We start from the raw sequence: 15,812 nt of genomic DNA, 5'->3' as shown, positions 1-15,812 counted from the left end.
TAGCCCCCGCGTGCTCACGCATGTGCTCAACCGGAGCCGGCAGAGCGCCGACGATCAGGGACCTGCCGCACCGGGATGCCTCCCCGGCTGCGCCCGGCAGGTCCTTGATCGCGGACCCGGCGCTCAGCGCGGGCGGTTGTTCCAGTTGTAGAACGTCGGGATGTTCTCGAAGTGGTTCCACGCGCACACCGCGCTGCCGCCGTCGCCGCCGGGCGCCTCCGCCCGCAGCAGCCGCGCCGCCTCCGCCTCGTGGAGCAGCGCGGTCAGCCCCGCAGCGGCGTCCCGCACCCGGCCGGCGACCGTTTCCCGGTCGGTGTCACTGGTGATCTCGGGCATGCTCCAACACTCCCTCCAGTAGGCGGATCTTGCTGTTGCGGCAGTGCTCGGTCTCCGTACCGTCGAACCGCCCCTGCTCGAAGTAGCGGTTGGCGGCGTGGCCCCCGCCGCAGAACCCGAAGTACGCGCAGGACGCCCGGCACGCCTCCACGCCGCTGAGGAACTCGCCGACCCAGGGCGTCGACCCGGCGTCGGCGAGGATCTCGCCCAGCGGCGTGACCAGCACGTTCCCGCTGCCGAAGTCGCCGTACCGGGCGTCGGTGAAGCCGGCCAGCTCGGGTGAGAGCACCACCACCGAGCCGTCGTGGCCGACCGTCGGAATCGGGTCGAGCCGACGGGGCAGCAGATCGTCCGCGGCGCCGGCCAGCACCGCGCCGGCGTACCGCAGCGACCACTCCACCTCGCGCAGGTGGATCCGGGGATCCTGCCGCCAGGCGGCGACCAGCTCCGACCAGAAGCCGGTGACCGACGCGCCGTCCCGGGCGTTCGACCGGGTGTTGACCCCCTCGGTCTCCTCGATGTTCACGCCCAGCACCTCGCAACCCAGGTCGAGGAAGTAGGCGTACAGCTCGGCCGCCAGGCCCGGCTCCGGCCGGGAGACCACCGCCAGGGCCGAGAACGGCAGCCCGTGCCGGCGCAGCGCCGCCACGCCGGCCACGATCCGGTCGTACGCCGGCCCGCCGCCCCGGGTGACCCGCTCGGCGTTGCGCGCCCGCGGGCCGTCCACGCTCACGCTGACCCGGACCCGGTGCTCGGCGAAGAACGCGCACCAGGCGTCGTCGATCAGCGTCGCGTTGGTCTGCACGTGATGCTCGACCTCCGGCCCGAACGGGGCCAGCAGCGCGGCCAGGTGCTCCCGGCCGGCCGCCAGCGGCTCCCCGCCGTGCCAGACCACCGAACACCGGCCCCCGGCCGCCCACCGGTTCACCGACGCCGCCACCGCCTCGGCCACCGCCACCGGCATCCGCCGGTTCGCCGCGCGCAACGGCAGGTAGCAGTAGGCGCAGTCGAGGTTGCACAGCGTCGTCGGCTGCATCACCACGTACGAGGGGACGGCGGCGATGCCCCGCATCCCCCGGGGCGTGCGTGCAGCCATCGACCCCTCCCCCGCGTGCCTGAAAAAACCGAACCTTCAGGCTATGCGGCGGCGGCCACTCGGGTGAACCCCCGATCAGGTGCCCGGCTGATCAGCGCAGGGTGATCAACATGTTCAGCCCCGGGTGATCAACATGTTCAGCCCCGGGTGTGCTGCCCGACCATCTGCACGTGGCCGGAGCCCTCGATGATCTCGCCGGCCTGCCACGCCTCGACGCCGCGGCCGGTCAGGGTGGCCAGCGCGCGGTCGGCGTCCTCGGCGGCGACGATGGCGAACATGCCGACGCCCATGTTGAACGTCGACTCCATCTCCGGGTCCTCGATCCGGCCCTTGGACTGGATCAGGTCGAAGATCGGCTGCGGCTTCCAGGTCGACCGGTTGACCACCGCGTCGACGTGCTCCGGCAGGACCCGGACCAGGTTGCCCGGGATGCCGCCGCCGGTCACGTGCGCCAGCGCCCGCACCTCGGCCTCGGCGATCAGCTTGAGGCAGTCCTGCGCGTAGATCTTGGTCGGGGTGAGCAGCTCCTCGCCCAGCGTGCGCTGGCGGCCGAAGTCGTCGATCACCACGTCCAGCCGCATCCGGCCGGCGCCCAGCAGCACGTGCCGGACCAGGGAGTAGCCGTTGGAGTGCAGGCCCGAGGAACGCATGGCGATCACCACGTCGCCCACCTCGACCCGCTCCGGGCGCAGGATCTCGCTCTCCTCCACCACGCCGACGCCGGTGGCCGAGATGTCGTACTCGTCCGGGCGCAGCACGCCGGGGTGCTCGGCGGTCTCGCCACCCAGCAGCGCGCAGCCGGCGTACCGGCAGCCGTCGGCGATGCCGGCGCCGATCTCGGCGACCCGGTCCGGCACGACCTCGCCGGTGGCGATGTAGTCGAGCAGGAACAGCGGCTCGGCCCCACAGGCGACCAGGTCGTCGACGACCATGGCGACCAGGTCGATGCCGACCGTGTCGTGGATGTCGAGCTGCTGGGCGATCACCAGCTTGGTGCCCACGCCGTCGGTGGAGGAGGCCAGGATCGGGCTCTTGTACTTCTTCGTGTCCAGCCGGAACAGGCCGGCGAAGCCGCCCAGGTCACCCATGACCTCCGGGCGCCGGGTCTCCCTGACCTTGGACTTGAGCAGCTCGACCGCGCGGTCGCCCGCCTCGATCGACACCCCGGCGTCGGCGTACGAGACCGAGCGTTTGCGCTGCGTGCGGCTGGACCCCGCCGACCAGGGCTGGCGGTCGCCGCCGGCGCCCGTCGGGCTGGATCCTGCGCCGCTGCGCTCGGACACGTGCGTCACGGTTCTCCCCTTTGTGGTTCCGCGGGGCCGGAACGCCGGACCCGCGTCGGTGGTGCTACGGGTGATGGGTCGGTGTGGCGACGAGCGGGCCGGTGGGCTCGGCCGCCTCGGCGACGACCCGGCGACCCACTCCCTCGAGCACGTGCTTGCCGATCAGGTTCCCGGCCGGCAGCTCGATCGGGTACTCCCCATCGAAGCACGCCCGGCAGAGTCGGGTCTTCGGCTGCTCGGTCGCCGCGATGAGACCGGGCAGGGATACGTAGCCCAGCGTGTCGGCGCCGATCGACCGCCGGATGCCCTCGTTGTCCAACCCGTTGGCCAGCAGTTCGGCCCGGGTGGCGAAGTCGATGCCGTAGAAACAGGGCCAGCTGACCGGCGGCGAGGAGATCCGGACGTGGACCTCCAACGCGCCCGCCTCGCGCAGCAGCCGGACGATGGCCCGCTGGGTGGTGCCTCGGACGATCGAGTCGTCCACCACCACCAGGCGCTTGCCGCGCACGTTCTGCCGCAGCGGGTTCAGCTTGAGCCGTACGCCGAGCGCCCGCAGCGTCTGCGAGGGCTGGATGAACGTGCGCCCGACGTACGGGTTCTTCATCAGGCCCTGGCCGTAGGTGATGCCGGACTCCTCGGCGTAGCCGATGGCCGCCGGGGTGCCGGACTCCGGCACCGGGATCACCAGGTCGGCCTCGACCGGGTGCTCCTTGGCGAGCTGGCGGCCGATCTGCACCCGGGCCGCGTGCACGTTCCGGCCGGCGATGGTGGCGTCCGGCCGGGCGATGTAGACGTACTCGAAGAGGCAGCCCTTCGGCTCCGGCGCGGCGAACCGGCTGGAGCGCAGCCCGTCCTCGTCGATGGCGATCAGCTCACCCGGCTCCACCTCCCGGACCACGCTCGCGCCGACGATGTCCAGCGCGGCGGTCTCGCTCGCCACCACCCAGCCGCGCTCCAGCCGGCCGAGCACCAGCGGGCGCACGCCGTGCGGGTCACGCGCCGCGTAGAGCGTCGACTCGTCCATGAAGACGAAGCTGAACGCGCCCCGCAGCTGCGGCAGCACCTCCAGCGCGGCCGCCTCCACCGAGAGGTCGGGCCGGCTGGCCAGCAGCATGGTGACCAGCGACGTGTCGTTGCTCGACCCGTCGGAGTCCAGGCCCTGGGCGGACACCTCGCGCTGCAGCTCGGCGGTGTTGACCAGGTTGCCGTTGTGGGCCAGCGCGATCGTGGTGCCGGCGGTGGTGGCCCGGATCGTCGGCTGGGCGTTCTCCCAGGTCGAGCCGCCCGTGGTCGAGTAGCGGGCGTGCCCGATCGCGACGTGCCCGCGCAGGCTGGCCAGGGTCGGCTCGTCGAACACCTGGGCGACCAGGCCGAGATCCTTGTAGACCACCACGCCGGAACCGTCGCTGACCGCGATGCCGGCGGCCTCCTGGCCGCGGTGCTGGAGGGCGTAGAGCCCGAAATAGGTGAGGTTGGCGACCTCTTCCCCGGGCGCCCAGACACCGAAGACGCCGCACGCGTCCTGGGGGCCGGGTCGCTGGGGGTCAAGGTCGTGGCTCAGCCGGCCATCGCCTCGGGGCACCTGCCGCTCCCTCGTGCTGGGGGGTCTGGACTGGCCTGGCGGAGTCGGGGGGCAGCTCCGCACCGTGGGCCGGGACCGTCGTCGGCCACCAGTGTACGCGAACACACGTCGCCACCGACAGTCACGAAGCGCCCGCAGAGCGTGGGGACCCGGCCGGTTAAATCGGGAGGTACGCGGAGAGGTCGGCGCGGTTGCCGGAGACCCGGACGCGACCCTCGGTGACCGCCTCCGCCCAGCCGAGCCGCCCGGTGGCGACCGACAGCCAGGTGGCCGGGTCCATCTCCACCACGTTCGGCGGGGTGCCACGGGTGTGTCGCGGCCCGGGCACGCACTGGACCGCGCCGTAGGGTGGGACGCGCACCTCCACCGATCGGCCGGGAGCGCGCTCCGCGAGGGCGGTCAAGAGCGTCCGGACCGCCTCCCGGAGCACCGGCCGTTCGGGCGTACGCCCCTCGTCCAGCGCCGTCAGGGCGGTGAGCACCGAGTCGGAATAAGCGCGCGGAGAGGACACGACGGGACGATACGACCCGACAGAAGGCCGCCCGACGCCGGCCCTGGGTAGAGATGATCCGGTCAGACAAGGCATAGTTGCCGACGGCGTAATTCGTACCGTGAGTGATCAACCCGGCCGGACCGGCCGGCGGGAAGATCAGACCCGGAAGGCGGTGGACGTGTCCACACACCGACGTGCCTGGAAGCATCGGGCCGGTGTGGTCGTAGCGCTGGTCTTCGGCGCCCTGCTCACCGTCCCCGCCACACCCGCCCTCGCGGCGAACATCGTCACCGCCGACAACTCCGTGACGATCGAGGCCGGCAAGAGCAGCACGATCAACGTCCTGGTCAGACTGGCTGACGGTGAGACGTCCGCCGACATCGACGTGACCGGCCTGCCGGATGGCGTGACCTGCGGGGGCTGCGGTCCGCTCGACTTCGGTGGCCAGCCGACAAAGCAGGTCAGCTTGACGCTGTCCGCCGCCGGGAACGCGCCGGACGCCAACGGCAGGCAGGCGAGAATCACGGTCACGGGTGACGGCGGGCGTCAGCTCCGGGTCACGGTCAAGGGCGCGGCTGCTCCTCCTCCGCCGCCGCAGCAGCCGCAGACCGTCAAGACGGTCTCCGGCAAGGTGGTCAACTCCGACGGTGACCCGATCGCCGGCGCCCTCGTCATGCTGCGCGACAGCGCCGGCAAGGAGCGCCGGACGAACACGAACGGCAGCGGCAACTTCAGCTTCGGCGGCTCGGCCGACAACCCGATCGCACCGGGCCGGATCGATCTCGGCGCCTCCGCGGACGGCGCGACCCCGAGCGCCAAGTCGATCAACGCCGCCGCCGGCCAGTCCGTGACCGGCGTCCGGATCAGCGTGGCGCTCAAGGCGTCGGCCAGCCCGAGCGCGACGCCGTCGGCCAGCGAGTCCGCGCCGCCGTCCGAGGAGGTGACCGAGGACGAGGTCACCGAGGGCCCGGCCACCGAGGCGCCGGCCGCCCAGCCGTCGACCGCCAGCGAGGACTCCGGCGGCTTCGGCAACTGGCTGCTGATCCTGCTCGGCGGCCTCTTCGTCGCCGTCGGCGTCGGCACCATCGTGCTGCTCTACATGCGCCGCAAGAACGACGAGGGCGACGGCGACGGTCCCGACGGGCCGGTCGGCCCGGGTGGTCCGGGCGGGGCCGCCGCGGCGGGCGCGATCCCCGCGGCCCGCGGCGCCTACCGGGGCGTGGACGACCAGACCCGGGTGGTCAACGGCATGGGCGCCGGGCCGGCCCCGACCATGGTCGGGGGCGCCGCGATGAGCGAGGCGCCGACCATGCTCCAACGCCCGGTCGTGGACGACGTCCCGCCGGACCCGTACGGCGCGCCGCCCGGCACCGGGTACGGCGTCGGGGCGGGCCAGGCCGGCTACGGCTACGGCGACGACGCGCCCGGTCAGGGCGGCTACGGCGGCGGCTACGGCAACGCGCCCTCCTCGGGCAGCGGCTACGGCACCGGCCCGTCCTCCGGGGCCGGCTACGGCAGCCCCGACTACGCGGCCGGGGCGGCCGGGGCGGCTGGCGCGGCCGGCTACTCCGCGGCCCAGGGCGGCGGGTACGGCCACGAACGCTTCGACGAGCCGACCGGCCGCTACACCGGCGACAGCACCCAGTACGCGCCGGCTGCCGACCCGTACCCGACCAGCACCTACCAGCCCGAGCAGGGGCGCGGCTACGACCAGCCCGGCTCGGGTCAGTACGGCCGGGGCGCGGAGCAGGCCGAGGGCTACGGCACCGGCGGTGGCTACGGCGCCGCGCCGGGCGGCGGCTACGGCGACGCCCCGACCGGCGGCTACGGCGGTGCCCCGACCGGCGGTTACGGCGGTGCCCCGACGGGCGGCTACGACAACGCCCCCGCCGGCGGCTACGGCGATACCCCGGGCTACGGCGACAGCCGGCCGGGCGGCTACGACAACGCGCCCACGGGCGGCGGCTACGACAACGCCTCGACGGGCGGCTACGACGGCGGCCGGCCGCAGGGCGGCTACGGCGACGCCCCGACCGGCGGCTACGACGCCCGCCAGCCGGGCGGCTACGAGGCCGGCGCGGCCGGCGGCGGCTACGGCAACGCGCCCGGCGGCTACGACGGCGGCCACCAGCAGGGCGGCTACGACCAGCGTGGCGGTTACGGTGACGGCTACGGCCAGCAGGGCGGCTACGCCCAGCCGGGCGGGTACGGCCAGGAGCCGCCGCAGCAGCGCGGCCCCGGCTACGACAACCCGGGCGGCTACCCCGACGATCCGGCGCAGGCTGGTCGAGGCCGTGCCGACGGTACGCCGGAGCGGGGCGGTCGACGCCTCGACTGGCTGGACGACTGACCACATTCCCCGTGCCACCCGTGGCCGTCCGGCTCCTGCCGGGCGGCCACGCTCGTCAGGTCACCCGGACTGCGGCACCGTGCTGACAAGGACCATGAACCTCGGCGCGTTCTCCCAGCTCGGCGTGAGGTGGGTGACGTACCGCCATCCCCAGGAGTCGTAGGCGCGTCGAGCGACGGTGTTGTCCGGGTCCACGAGGAGGGTGGCGCGTTCCTCGGCGCGGCGGCCCACGAGCTGATCGTGCAAGGCTCGCGCCACGCCCTGACGTCGCCGACGCGGATGTACGAGCAACTCGCTGACGGCGAAGGTGCGCCGCCCCGTCTCCTCGGTGAAACCGGTGGGAACTGGCTCCTCGAGGCCGGCCCACCAACCGGTCTCGGCGGGCAGCGGAAAGCCGTAGATGTATCCGATCAACTCGCCGTCGGCCGTGGCGGTGACCAGGCTCCACCCGTGGCGCTCCATGTGGGTGGAGAGCTGGCGTCGGTAGCGGTCCTCGCTGTGGAACTCCCCGCCGTCCGGGTAGACCCGCAAATACAGGTCGACGAGGCCCTCGACGAGCGGCATCGCCTCGGCCGCCGTGTAGTGACGAAGATCCAGGTCACGCACTACCGGCTCACCGCCTGGTCGAAGGCGTCGACGAATTCGCGGCTCCGGGCGGTTGGGCGCTGCGCCTGCGCCAGACTCGACCTGACTTCGGCAAGGTGCCGCCAGACTCGTCGGGAACTCACCTGACACGTGTCCGGCAGGGCATCCATCGCCGTCCGCGCCGCCTCGTTGATGTCGCCCAGCCGGCATTGCGCGCCGGCGAGTTGGACCGCGTAGTAGATGCGATTGCGGCGGAACGCGGGCGAAATGCTCTCGGTGATCGCCCGGAAGGCGTCCGCCGCGCGGTCGGCTCTGCCCAGCGCGAGGTAGGACAGCCCTTCGATGCCCCTGACCTCCTGCGCGGTGACGAAGTGGAGAAACGGCATGTCGTCCTCGCTGGTGCCGCGTTCCAGTTCACGGCGGGCCTTGGCCATCGCCCGGCTGAAGCTGCTCGTGTCCCGCAGAACGGCGTAGGTGTGAGCGGTCCGCAGGTGAAGCAGCGTCGCCAGCCTTGGTGTTCCCCATCCGGCGGAGGCCCGCAGTGCCGCTTCTGCGCTGTGCAGCGACTCGCCGGGGTGAGCGTCCCGCACCAGCAGGGCGAGTTGAGCGAAGGCGCGCACCTCCATCCGCGGATCGTCCGCGATACGGGCACGGGTGATCGCCTCGTTGAGGTACGGCCGCGCCTCCGGCCTGCGGTCGGAGTCGACAGCGAGCCAAGCGGTCTCGATCGCGAGATCGGCCAGGGCGGCCTGCAGGGCAGCATCCACCTCTCGGCTGTAGGTCGCCTTCGTCGCCCACGACGACAGGCGCGAGTGGACCCGGACGGCGATGTCGCAGAGCTGATCGGCACCCGCTACCGTGTCGGCCTGACGGAACTGCTCCACCAGCGAGCTGGCCTGGCGCACCTGGTCCATTCCGATGCTCAGGGGTGCGTCGGCCGGCCCGTCGAACAGGTGGGGAAAGCCGGTCGTGGCGATGCCGGCCAGGGCGGCCAGGGCGTGAAACTGTCGGCGGTCCGTGATGCCACCTCCTTGATCAGATGCCGTTGTCGCGGCATCCAGCCGGATCGGCGGCGTCACCGGTCCAGCTGTCTTCACTGATGTGACCGACTGTGGGTCCGGCCGCTCGACGCCCGCGCGGGCGGTGGGGGGTGTCTGGCCGGGCAGGCTGAACCACAGGTGCTGTTCCGGAACTCGGAGCAGCCGGGCCCAGTGGATGAGCCGGTCGAGGTGAACGACCGGTGGCCCGTTCTCGACCCGGCTCAACTGGGCCTGCGTGATGCCCAGCCACGCTGCCACCGCGCTCTGCGGCAACGGGGTGCGACCGTGGTACGGGTGGTGGCGGTAGGCCCGAATCACCCGCCCGAGATGCCGCCCGGCCAGCGCCAGCCGTACCGGCTCGTGCTCCCAGAATGGCCCCGGCACCGGCGGCGGCGCGCTCAGCCGCTCCCGCTCGGCGGCCTGGCACGGCGCGCACCGTCCACTGTCATTGTCGCGGGCCAAGCGTCCGCCGCAGCGGGGACAGTTCGCGTGTGTCACCGGCAACCTCGCTCCGCGCGGGTGGCTGTGTCCGAAATCGAGCCTAACCATTCAAGCCGTTTCCCGGCGTCACGGTATGCGCGCCATGCATACGGACGACTCTCGCCGACGGCGGTCCATCGGCCCGAGATCTTGGTATGGAATGGCCCCTCCGGGGGCGCCTCGCACCAAGATCTCAAGGCTTCCCGAACGGCAGGATGATGATCCCGAGAAGCGAGAACATCGCCGGAAGGCGAGGAAACTGTCAGGCGGGGGCGAAGTAGCCCTGGCGGAGCACCGGCACCACGTCGGAGACACCGACCTGGGCGGCGACCTCGACATCCTCGGCGAAGCCGCCTTCGGCGAGTTCCCGGCCGGAGACGCAGCCCCGCACCGCCGCCGGCACGTCCGGCGTGCTGGCCAGCGCCGCCAGCGCCACGGCCGCCTCCACCGAGAGGCCGCCGGGCACGCCGGCCAGGGCGTCCAGCACGCAGGCCGCCCCGAGCTGGTCCTCCACGCCGGGGCGCAGCGACCCGTCGGGCCAGCGCTCACCGGCGGCCACCACGCCCACCGGGGCGTCGTTAGTGCCGTACCCCTGGTGGCGGAGCCACCGCCCGACGGCGCGTGCGTTACGCAGGCACGCCGCCACCACGGGCATGCCGGTGGCGCTCGCCGCGGCGCTGATCGCCGAGCCGTTGGGCGACGGCAGCACCAGGTCGGCGACCACCGGCGCGGTCCGCAGCGCCGCCGGGGAGAGCGACCACGGATGCTCCGGGGTCGTCTGCCGGCGGCCCACCGCGGCGACGGCGCCCACCCGGCGGGCGTACTCGGCCGCCTGCTCACCCCAGGGGAACGGGTGCACCCGCGAGCCCCGGCTCACCGCCACCTCCACGGCGGTGGTGAACGACAGGACGTCCACCACCACCAGGACGGCGCAGACCCGGCCGAGTTCCGCCGCCCCGGTCAGGCCCCAGTCGAACCGGGCCCCGGCGCCGGGCTGCGTGAAGACGCCCAAGGTCGCGGCCTCAGCGCTGGTCCGGCTCGCCGGAAGCCGGACGGGTGTCGCCCGGGACGGAGTCGGACGGGGGCCCGGTGACCTCCGCCGGCGAGGCCTCGGCCCGCGCCGGAGCCGGCTCGGCGGACTCGCCCTCGGCCGGCACAGGCGCCGGACCGGTCGGCGCGTCCCCGGCTTCGGGCGAGGCGGGCTCGGTGTCCGCGCCCGGCTGCGTCGGGTCGCCCGCCGCTGCCGGCGCGTGCGCGTCCGGGGCCGTCCGGGCGATCGGCTCCGCGTCGACCTGCGCCGGGTCGACCCCCACCGGCTGCTCGGCGGTGGCCGGCAGCACGGTGGTGGTGCCGGTACGGGTCGCCGCCACCTCCACCCGCGCCGCCTCGGCCCCGCCGAAGAGGCGCGGCAGGGTCGCGCCGTGCGCCTCGCGCAGCTCGTCCAGGCCGATCCGGAACTGACCGCGCACCTCCAGCGCGCCGCCGGCCGGGTCGGTCACGCCGATGTGCTCCCACGGCACCCCACGCTCGGCGCAGAGGGCGGTGAACGCCTTCTCGTGCCCGCGCGGCACCGACACCAGCACCCGGCCGGCGGACTCGCTGAACAGGAACACGAACGGCATCGAGCCGTCGGCGAAGTGCTCCGGCAGCGTGATCCGGGCGCCGACGCCCCGGCGCAGGCTGGACTCGACCAGGCTCTGCGCCAGGCCGCCGTCGGAAAGGTCGTGCGCCGAACTGACGTGCCCGACCCGGGCCGCCTCGGCCAGCAGCTCGCCGAGCTGCCGCTCCCGGGCCAGGTCCACCTGCGGCGGGATGCCGCCCAGGTGCTCGTGGGTCACCCAGGCCCACTCCGAGCCGGAGAGCTCGACGTGCGTCTCGCCCAACAGGAAGAGCTGGTCGTGGTCGCCGGCCGGCCGCGGCACGAAGCCCATCGGCACCCGCTGCGCCACGTCGTCGAGCACGCCCAGCACGCCGACCACCGGGGTCGGGTGGATGGCCGCCGCGCCGGTCTGGTTGTAGAAGCTGACGTTGCCGCCGGTGACCGGGATGCCCAGCTCCAGGCAGCCGTCCGCCAGGCCGCGCACGGCCTCGGCGAACTGCCACATCACGCCCGGGTCCTCCGGCGAGCCGAAGTTGAGGCAGTTGGTCACCGCGATCGGCTTCGCGCCGGTCACCGCCACGTTCCGGTACGCCTCGGCCAGCGCCAGCTTCGTGCCGTGGTACGGGTCGAGGCGCGCGTACCGGCCGTTGCCGTCGACGGAGAGCGCGACGCCGAGGCCGCTGCGCTCGTCGATCCGGATCACGCCGGAGTCCTCCGGCTGGGCGAGCACGGTGTTGCCGAGCACGTACCTGTCGTACTGCTCGGTCACCCAGGTCTTGTCGGCCAGGTTCGGCGAGGCGATCATGCGCAGCACGGTTTCCCGGAGCGCGTCCGGGGTGCTCGGGCGGGGCAGCGTCTCGGCCCGGTCGGCCTGGAGCAGGATCAGGTCGGCCGGCTCGCGCATCGGGCGGGCGTAGACCGGTCCGTCGTCGACCAGCGAGCCCGGCGGCACGTCCACCACGAGCTGGTCCCGCCAGGTGATGACCAGCCGGCCCGGCCGGCCGTCCGGTGACGGCGCGGTGACCTCGCCGATGGCGGTGGCCCAGACGCCCCACTTCTCGGCGGTCTTGAGCACCGCCTCCAGCTTCTCCGGCGTGACGACCAGCAGCATCCGCTCCTGCGACTCGCTGGCCAGGATCTCGTGCGGCTCCATCGAGGGCTCGCGCAGCGGCACCCGCTCCAGCCACACCCGCATGCCGGTGCCGGCCGAGGCGGCGGTCTCGGTCAGGGCGCAGGTCAGGCCGGCGCCGCCGAGATCCTGGATGCCGACGACCAGCTCGGCGTCGTACAGCTCCAGGCACGCCTCGATGAGCAGCTTCTCCATGAACGGGTCGCCCACCTGCACGGACGGGCGGCGCTGCTCGCTGCCCTCGTCGAAGGTGGCGCTGGCCAGCACGGACACGCCGCCGATGCCGTCCCGGCCGGTCCGGGCGCCCATCAGCACCACGACGTTGCCGGGGCCGGTGGCGTCCTTCTTCTGGAGCCGGTCGACCGGCAGCACGCCCAGGCAGAGCGCGTTGACCAGGGGGTTGCCCTGGTAGCAGGGGTCGAAGACCACCTCGCCGCCGATGTTCGGCAGGCCGAGGCAGTTGCCGTAGCCGCCGACGCCGGCCACCACGCCGGGCAGCACGCGGGCGGTGTCCGGGTGGTCGGCCGCGCCGAAGCGCAGCGGGTCCATCACGGCCACCGGGCGGGCGCCCATGGCGAGGATGTCGCGGACGATGCCGCCGACGCCGGTCGCCGCGCCCTGGTACGGCTCGACGAAGCTCGGGTGGTTGTGCGACTCGACCTTGAAGGTCACCGCCAGCTCGTCGGAGACCCGGACCACGCCGGCGTTCTCCCCGATGCCGGCGAGGAGCCGGTCGCTCGGCGGCGCCTTCTCGCCGAACTGACGCAGGTGCACCTTGCTCGACTTGTAGGAGCAGTGCTCGCTCCACATGATCGAGTACATGGCCAGCTCGGCCTGGGTGGGCCGCCGGCCGAGGATCTGCCGGATCCGGTCGTACTCGTCGTCGCGGAGGCCCAGCTCGGCGTACGGCTGGAGCTCCTCCGGCGTGCCGGCGGCCTGCGGCACGGTGTCCACGCCCGGCGCCCAGTCGTCGGTCGGGCCGGCCTGCGGCGCCACGCCCCGCGGTTCGCGCAGGGCCGGATCCGGATGGGTGGTCATGACGTCTCCTTGCTGCGCTCGCCCCGCACACTCACACGATCGCCCTCGCTCACGCCGGGGCTCCCACCAGGTGCTTGAGCACCGAGGTGAAGAAGCCGAGGCCGTCCAGGGAGGGGCCGGTGAGTGCCTCCACCGCGTGCTCGGGATGCGGCATGATGCCGACGACGTTGCCGGCCTCGTTGGTGACGGCGGCGATGTCGCGCTGTGAACCGTTGGGGTTGCCGCCGAGATACCGGGCCACGACGCGGCCCTCGGCCTCCAGCCGGTCCAGCGTGGCGGCGTCGGCGACGTAGCAGCCCTCGCCGTTCTTGACCGGGACGAGCACCTCCTGGCCCGGCTGGAACGCGTTCGTCCAGGCGGTGCCGGTGGCCTCGATCCGGAGGACCTGGTCCCGGTTGCGGAAGTGCAGGTGCTGGTTGCGGGTGAGCGCCCCGGGCAACAGATGCGCCTCGCAGAGGATCTGGAAGCCGTTGCAGATGCCCAGCACCGGCAGGCCACCGCGGGCGGCGTCCACGATCGTCTCCATCACCGGCGCGAACCGGGCGATGGCGCCACAACGCAGGTAGTCGCCGTAGGAGAAGCCACCGGGCAGGACGACGGCGTCCACCCCGTGCAGGTCCGGGTCGCCGTGCCAGAGCCGGACCGGCTCGGCGCCGGCGATCCGGACGGCCCGGGCCGCGTCCCCGTCGTCGAGCGAGCCGGGGAAGGTCACCACACCGACCCGGGCGGTCACGAGTGCGCGCCCGCGTTCTCGTCGGCCTCGATCACGCGGACGGTGAAGTCCTCGATGACCGGGTTGGCGAGCAGCTTGTCGGCGATCTCCCGGGCCCGGTCCAGGTCCGGTTCGCCGGTGAACTCGATCTCGATCCGCCTGCCGATCCGGACCGAGGCGACGTCACTGACGCCGAGCCGGGGCAGTGCGTTTGCGACGGCCTGGCCCTGCGGATCGAGGATCTCGGGCTTGAGCATGACGTCGACGACGACGCGAGGCACTGGGCACTCCTGACTGTGTACGCAGTTGGGTGCCGGCCCACAAACGGCCGAGCGCAGCCAGCCTACCTGGCAGATGCCGTCCCACCCGCACCGGCCGGGGCCAGTTCGAGGGGTGGACGGCGGGGCCCCGGAGACCGTTGCGCGTTCGTTGCGGCGTCGATACGCATTCGTTGCGCAGCGCTCCGGTCGAGAGGCTTGGATAACGGCCTTCACCAGGCATTTCGCCGCGTCTCGCCGGTCGACGGGGCCGGTTTCCGACAGCGGGCCGCCACGCCGGCCGACACGCCCCAGCCCATCGACCCGGTTCGATTCATGTCTTGTGACGGGACTCGCCCCGGCCGTAGCATGCATCGTCAGATGTCGATGTCAATGATCGACGTTCCCGCCGGTCCACCCCGCCCGGCGGGCACCGACCCGCACCCGGCGACCCCGGGTGTCCGCGCCGAAGGAGCCCCGACATGCGCCTCCGTCCCCTGCTCGCCGTGCTGACCACCGCGCTGGCCGGCGTGCTGGCCACCGCGTCCGGCGCCGGCGCCGCGCCGGCCGGCCCGCAGCCGATCATCGGCGGCGGCACCGTCTCGTCTGCGCCGTGGGCCGCGGCCGTCTTCAGCAACGGCTCGTTCACCTGCTCCGGCAGCGTGATCGCGTCCCAGTGGGTGCTCACCGCCCGGCACTGCGTGAACGGCACGATGTCGGTCCGGGTCGGCAGCGTCTACTCCGCCTCGGGCGGCGTCACCCGCACCGTGAGCGCGTCCTACACCCGCAACGACCTGGCCCTGCTCCGGCTCTCCAGCACGGTCAGCACCTCCACCGTGTCGCTGGCCAGCAGCAACCCGCCGGTCGGCTCCACCAACTCGATCTACGGCTGGGGCATGACCTGCTACAGCGGCTGCGGCGCGTCGCCCCAGCTCAAGACCGCCAACGTCCAGGTGACCAGCACCAACGTCACGGACGCGTACGGCGGCCAGGCGATCCGGAGCACCCGGATCAACGGCAACGCGTGGCGTGGCGACTCGGGCGGCCCGCAGTTCTACAACGGTCAGCAGGTGGGCGTGGCCTCCACCGCCGACGGCTCCAGCATCCAGAACTACGGCAGTGTCGCGTACAACCGGTCCTGGATCACCTCGGTGGCCGGTGTCTGACGGTTGGCGCCGAAGCGGCGCGGATGGCCGGGACCCGCCCGACCGTCCGCGCCGCGCCGTTTTGCAGCATCCGGTCGGGTGCCCACGGCACCCCAACCGCGCCGCCGGCGGCTGACAGCATCGAAACCGTGCTGGTCGTGACGACGGATCAACTGCCCGGCTACGAGATCCGCCAGATCCTCGGCGAAGTGGTCTCCTCGATGGCGAGGACCCGCAACCCGTACCGCGAGGGGGTCAAGAACCTACGCGGTGGCGCCTACGACCCGATGGCCCCGGACAACCTCACCCGATGGCGGACCGACTCGGTGGCCCGGTTGGGTGAGGAGGCGCAACGGCTCGGCGCGAACGCGGTGATCGGGATGCGCTTCGACAGCCGCGACTGCGGCGAGATGTGGATGGAGATCTGCGCGTACGGCACCGCGGTGATCGTCGCGCCGAAGACACCCGACGTCATGCCCCCCGACCAGCCGATGATCGCCGCCGAGACGGCCCACGACCCGGAGATCGCCACTGCCCCCGGCGGCATCGCCGAGCCGGCCAGCGCCCCCAACCTGTCCACCGCCGCCGAAACCCCCACCGGCCCCTGACCCCACGTCTCGACGCCGTCTTGTCGCCGTCTTGTCGCTGCTGATTCACGGAAAGTGCGGCCATCGAGCGCGAAATAG

At 73.0% G+C, this 15,812-nt stretch carries 14 protein-coding genes; 3 read left to right on the top strand and 11 right to left on the bottom strand.

Annotated elements, in window-relative coordinates; translation table 11 throughout:
• Positions 1–123: 123 nt before the first annotated feature.
• The 5 genes from amcA to ACH495_RS01780 form a co-directional block, all read right to left on the bottom strand.
• Positions 124–336, bottom strand: a complete 213-nt coding sequence (gene amcA, locus ACH495_RS01800) for a multiple cyclophane-containing RiPP AmcA (RefSeq protein ID WP_396855861.1) — start codon at positions 334–336, stop codon at positions 124–126.
• Complete coding sequence (gene amcB / locus ACH495_RS01795) at positions 317–1,408, bottom strand: cyclophane-forming radical SAM peptide maturase AmcB (RefSeq protein ID WP_396856496.1); 1,092 nt, start codon at positions 1,406–1,408, stop codon at positions 317–319. Before amcB ends, amcA begins: the two co-directional genes overlap by 20 nt.
• 161 nt (positions 1,409–1,569) lie before the next feature.
• Positions 1,570–2,724: a phosphoribosylformylglycinamidine cyclo-ligase gene (gene purM, locus ACH495_RS01790; protein WP_396855860.1), complete on the bottom strand. Its 1,155-nt coding sequence runs from the start codon at positions 2,722–2,724 to the stop codon at positions 1,570–1,572.
• A gap of 55 nt (positions 2,725–2,779) precedes the next feature.
• Positions 2,780–4,297 carry an amidophosphoribosyltransferase gene (gene purF / locus ACH495_RS01785; RefSeq protein ID WP_396855859.1) on the bottom strand — a complete coding sequence of 506 codons (1,518 nt, stop codon included), beginning with the start codon at positions 4,295–4,297 and terminating at the stop codon, positions 2,780–2,782.
• Between the two features lie 157 nt (positions 4,298–4,454).
• Positions 4,455–4,778, bottom strand: coding sequence for a sterol carrier family protein (locus tag ACH495_RS01780; protein ID WP_396856495.1), 324 nt, complete (start codon positions 4,776–4,778; stop codon positions 4,455–4,457).
• Between the two features lie 190 nt (positions 4,779–4,968).
• Here ACH495_RS01780 and ACH495_RS01775 point away from each other — a divergent pair, with 190 nt between their 5' ends.
• Entirely contained in the window at positions 4,969–7,140 is a 2,172-nt protein-coding gene (locus ACH495_RS01775; RefSeq protein WP_396855858.1) for a carboxypeptidase-like regulatory domain-containing protein, read from the top strand.
• A gap of 60 nt (positions 7,141–7,200) precedes the next feature.
• Here the strand turns inward: ACH495_RS01775 and ACH495_RS01770 are convergent, their stop codons facing one another.
• The 6 genes from ACH495_RS01770 to purS all read right to left on the bottom strand — a co-directional run bounded on the left by ACH495_RS01770 (position 7,201) and on the right by purS (position 14,005).
• A complete protein-coding gene (locus tag ACH495_RS01770) occupies positions 7,201–7,746 on the bottom strand; it encodes a GNAT family N-acetyltransferase (protein WP_396855857.1) in 546 nt (181 codons plus the stop codon).
• Positions 7,746–9,227 (bottom strand): helix-turn-helix domain-containing protein, encoded by a 1,482-nt coding sequence (locus ACH495_RS01765; protein ID WP_396855856.1) that lies wholly within the window; start codon positions 9,225–9,227, stop codon positions 7,746–7,748. Before ACH495_RS01765 ends, ACH495_RS01770 begins: the two co-directional genes overlap by 1 nt.
• Positions 9,228–9,507: 280 nt before the next feature.
• Positions 9,508–10,257, bottom strand: a complete 750-nt coding sequence (locus ACH495_RS01760; RefSeq protein ID WP_396855855.1) for a 2-phosphosulfolactate phosphatase — start codon at positions 10,255–10,257, stop codon at positions 9,508–9,510.
• Positions 10,258–10,267: 10 nt separating this feature from the next.
• A complete protein-coding gene (gene purL, locus ACH495_RS01755; protein WP_396855854.1) occupies positions 10,268–13,012 on the bottom strand; it encodes a phosphoribosylformylglycinamidine synthase subunit PurL in 2,745 nt (914 codons plus the stop codon).
• A gap of 49 nt (positions 13,013–13,061) precedes the next feature.
• Positions 13,062–13,745: a phosphoribosylformylglycinamidine synthase subunit PurQ gene (purQ, locus tag ACH495_RS01750; protein ID WP_396855853.1), complete on the bottom strand. Its 684-nt coding sequence runs from the start codon at positions 13,743–13,745 to the stop codon at positions 13,062–13,064.
• Complete coding sequence (gene purS / locus ACH495_RS01745; protein WP_396855852.1) at positions 13,742–14,005, bottom strand: phosphoribosylformylglycinamidine synthase subunit PurS; 264 nt, start codon at positions 14,003–14,005, stop codon at positions 13,742–13,744. The genes purQ and purS overlap by 4 nt, the downstream gene beginning before the upstream one ends.
• A gap of 458 nt (positions 14,006–14,463) precedes the next feature.
• On the opposite strand from purS, the gene ACH495_RS01740 reads away from it, so the two are divergent.
• Both ACH495_RS01740 and ACH495_RS01735 read left to right on the top strand, forming a co-directional pair.
• Positions 14,464–15,147 (top strand): S1 family peptidase, encoded by a 684-nt coding sequence (locus ACH495_RS01740; RefSeq protein WP_396855851.1) that lies wholly within the window; start codon positions 14,464–14,466, stop codon positions 15,145–15,147.
• Between the two features lie 23 nt (positions 15,148–15,170).
• Positions 15,171–15,734 (top strand): YbjQ family protein, encoded by a 564-nt coding sequence (locus ACH495_RS01735; protein ID WP_396855850.1) that lies wholly within the window; start codon positions 15,171–15,173, stop codon positions 15,732–15,734.
• Positions 15,735–15,812 lie beyond the last annotated feature (78 nt).

Source organism: Micromonospora sp. NPDC018662, assembly GCF_044391475.1.
Lineage (GTDB): Bacteria > Actinomycetota > Actinomycetes > Mycobacteriales > Micromonosporaceae > Micromonospora.
This window is presented reverse-complemented; position numbering and strand designations above follow the sequence as displayed.

What these genes read in the sequence shown, in the direction of transcription:
- amcB (WP_396856496.1), bottom strand. Translation starts at nt 1,408, where the DNA reads ATGCGGGGCATCGCCGCCGTCCCCTCGTACGTGGTGATGCAGCCGACG.
- purL (WP_396855854.1), bottom strand. Translation starts at nt 13,012, where the DNA reads ATGACCACCCATCCGGATCCGGCCCTGCGCGAACCGCGGGGCGTGGCG.
- ACH495_RS01735 (WP_396855850.1), top strand. Translation starts at nt 15,171, where the DNA reads ATGGCCGGGACCCGCCCGACCGTCCGCGCCGCGCCGTTTTGCAGCATC.
- amcA (WP_396855861.1), bottom strand. Translation starts at nt 336, where the DNA reads ATGCCCGAGATCACCAGTGACACCGACCGGGAAACGGTCGCCGGCCGG.
- ACH495_RS01740 (WP_396855851.1), top strand. Translation starts at nt 14,464, where the DNA reads ATGCGCCTCCGTCCCCTGCTCGCCGTGCTGACCACCGCGCTGGCCGGC.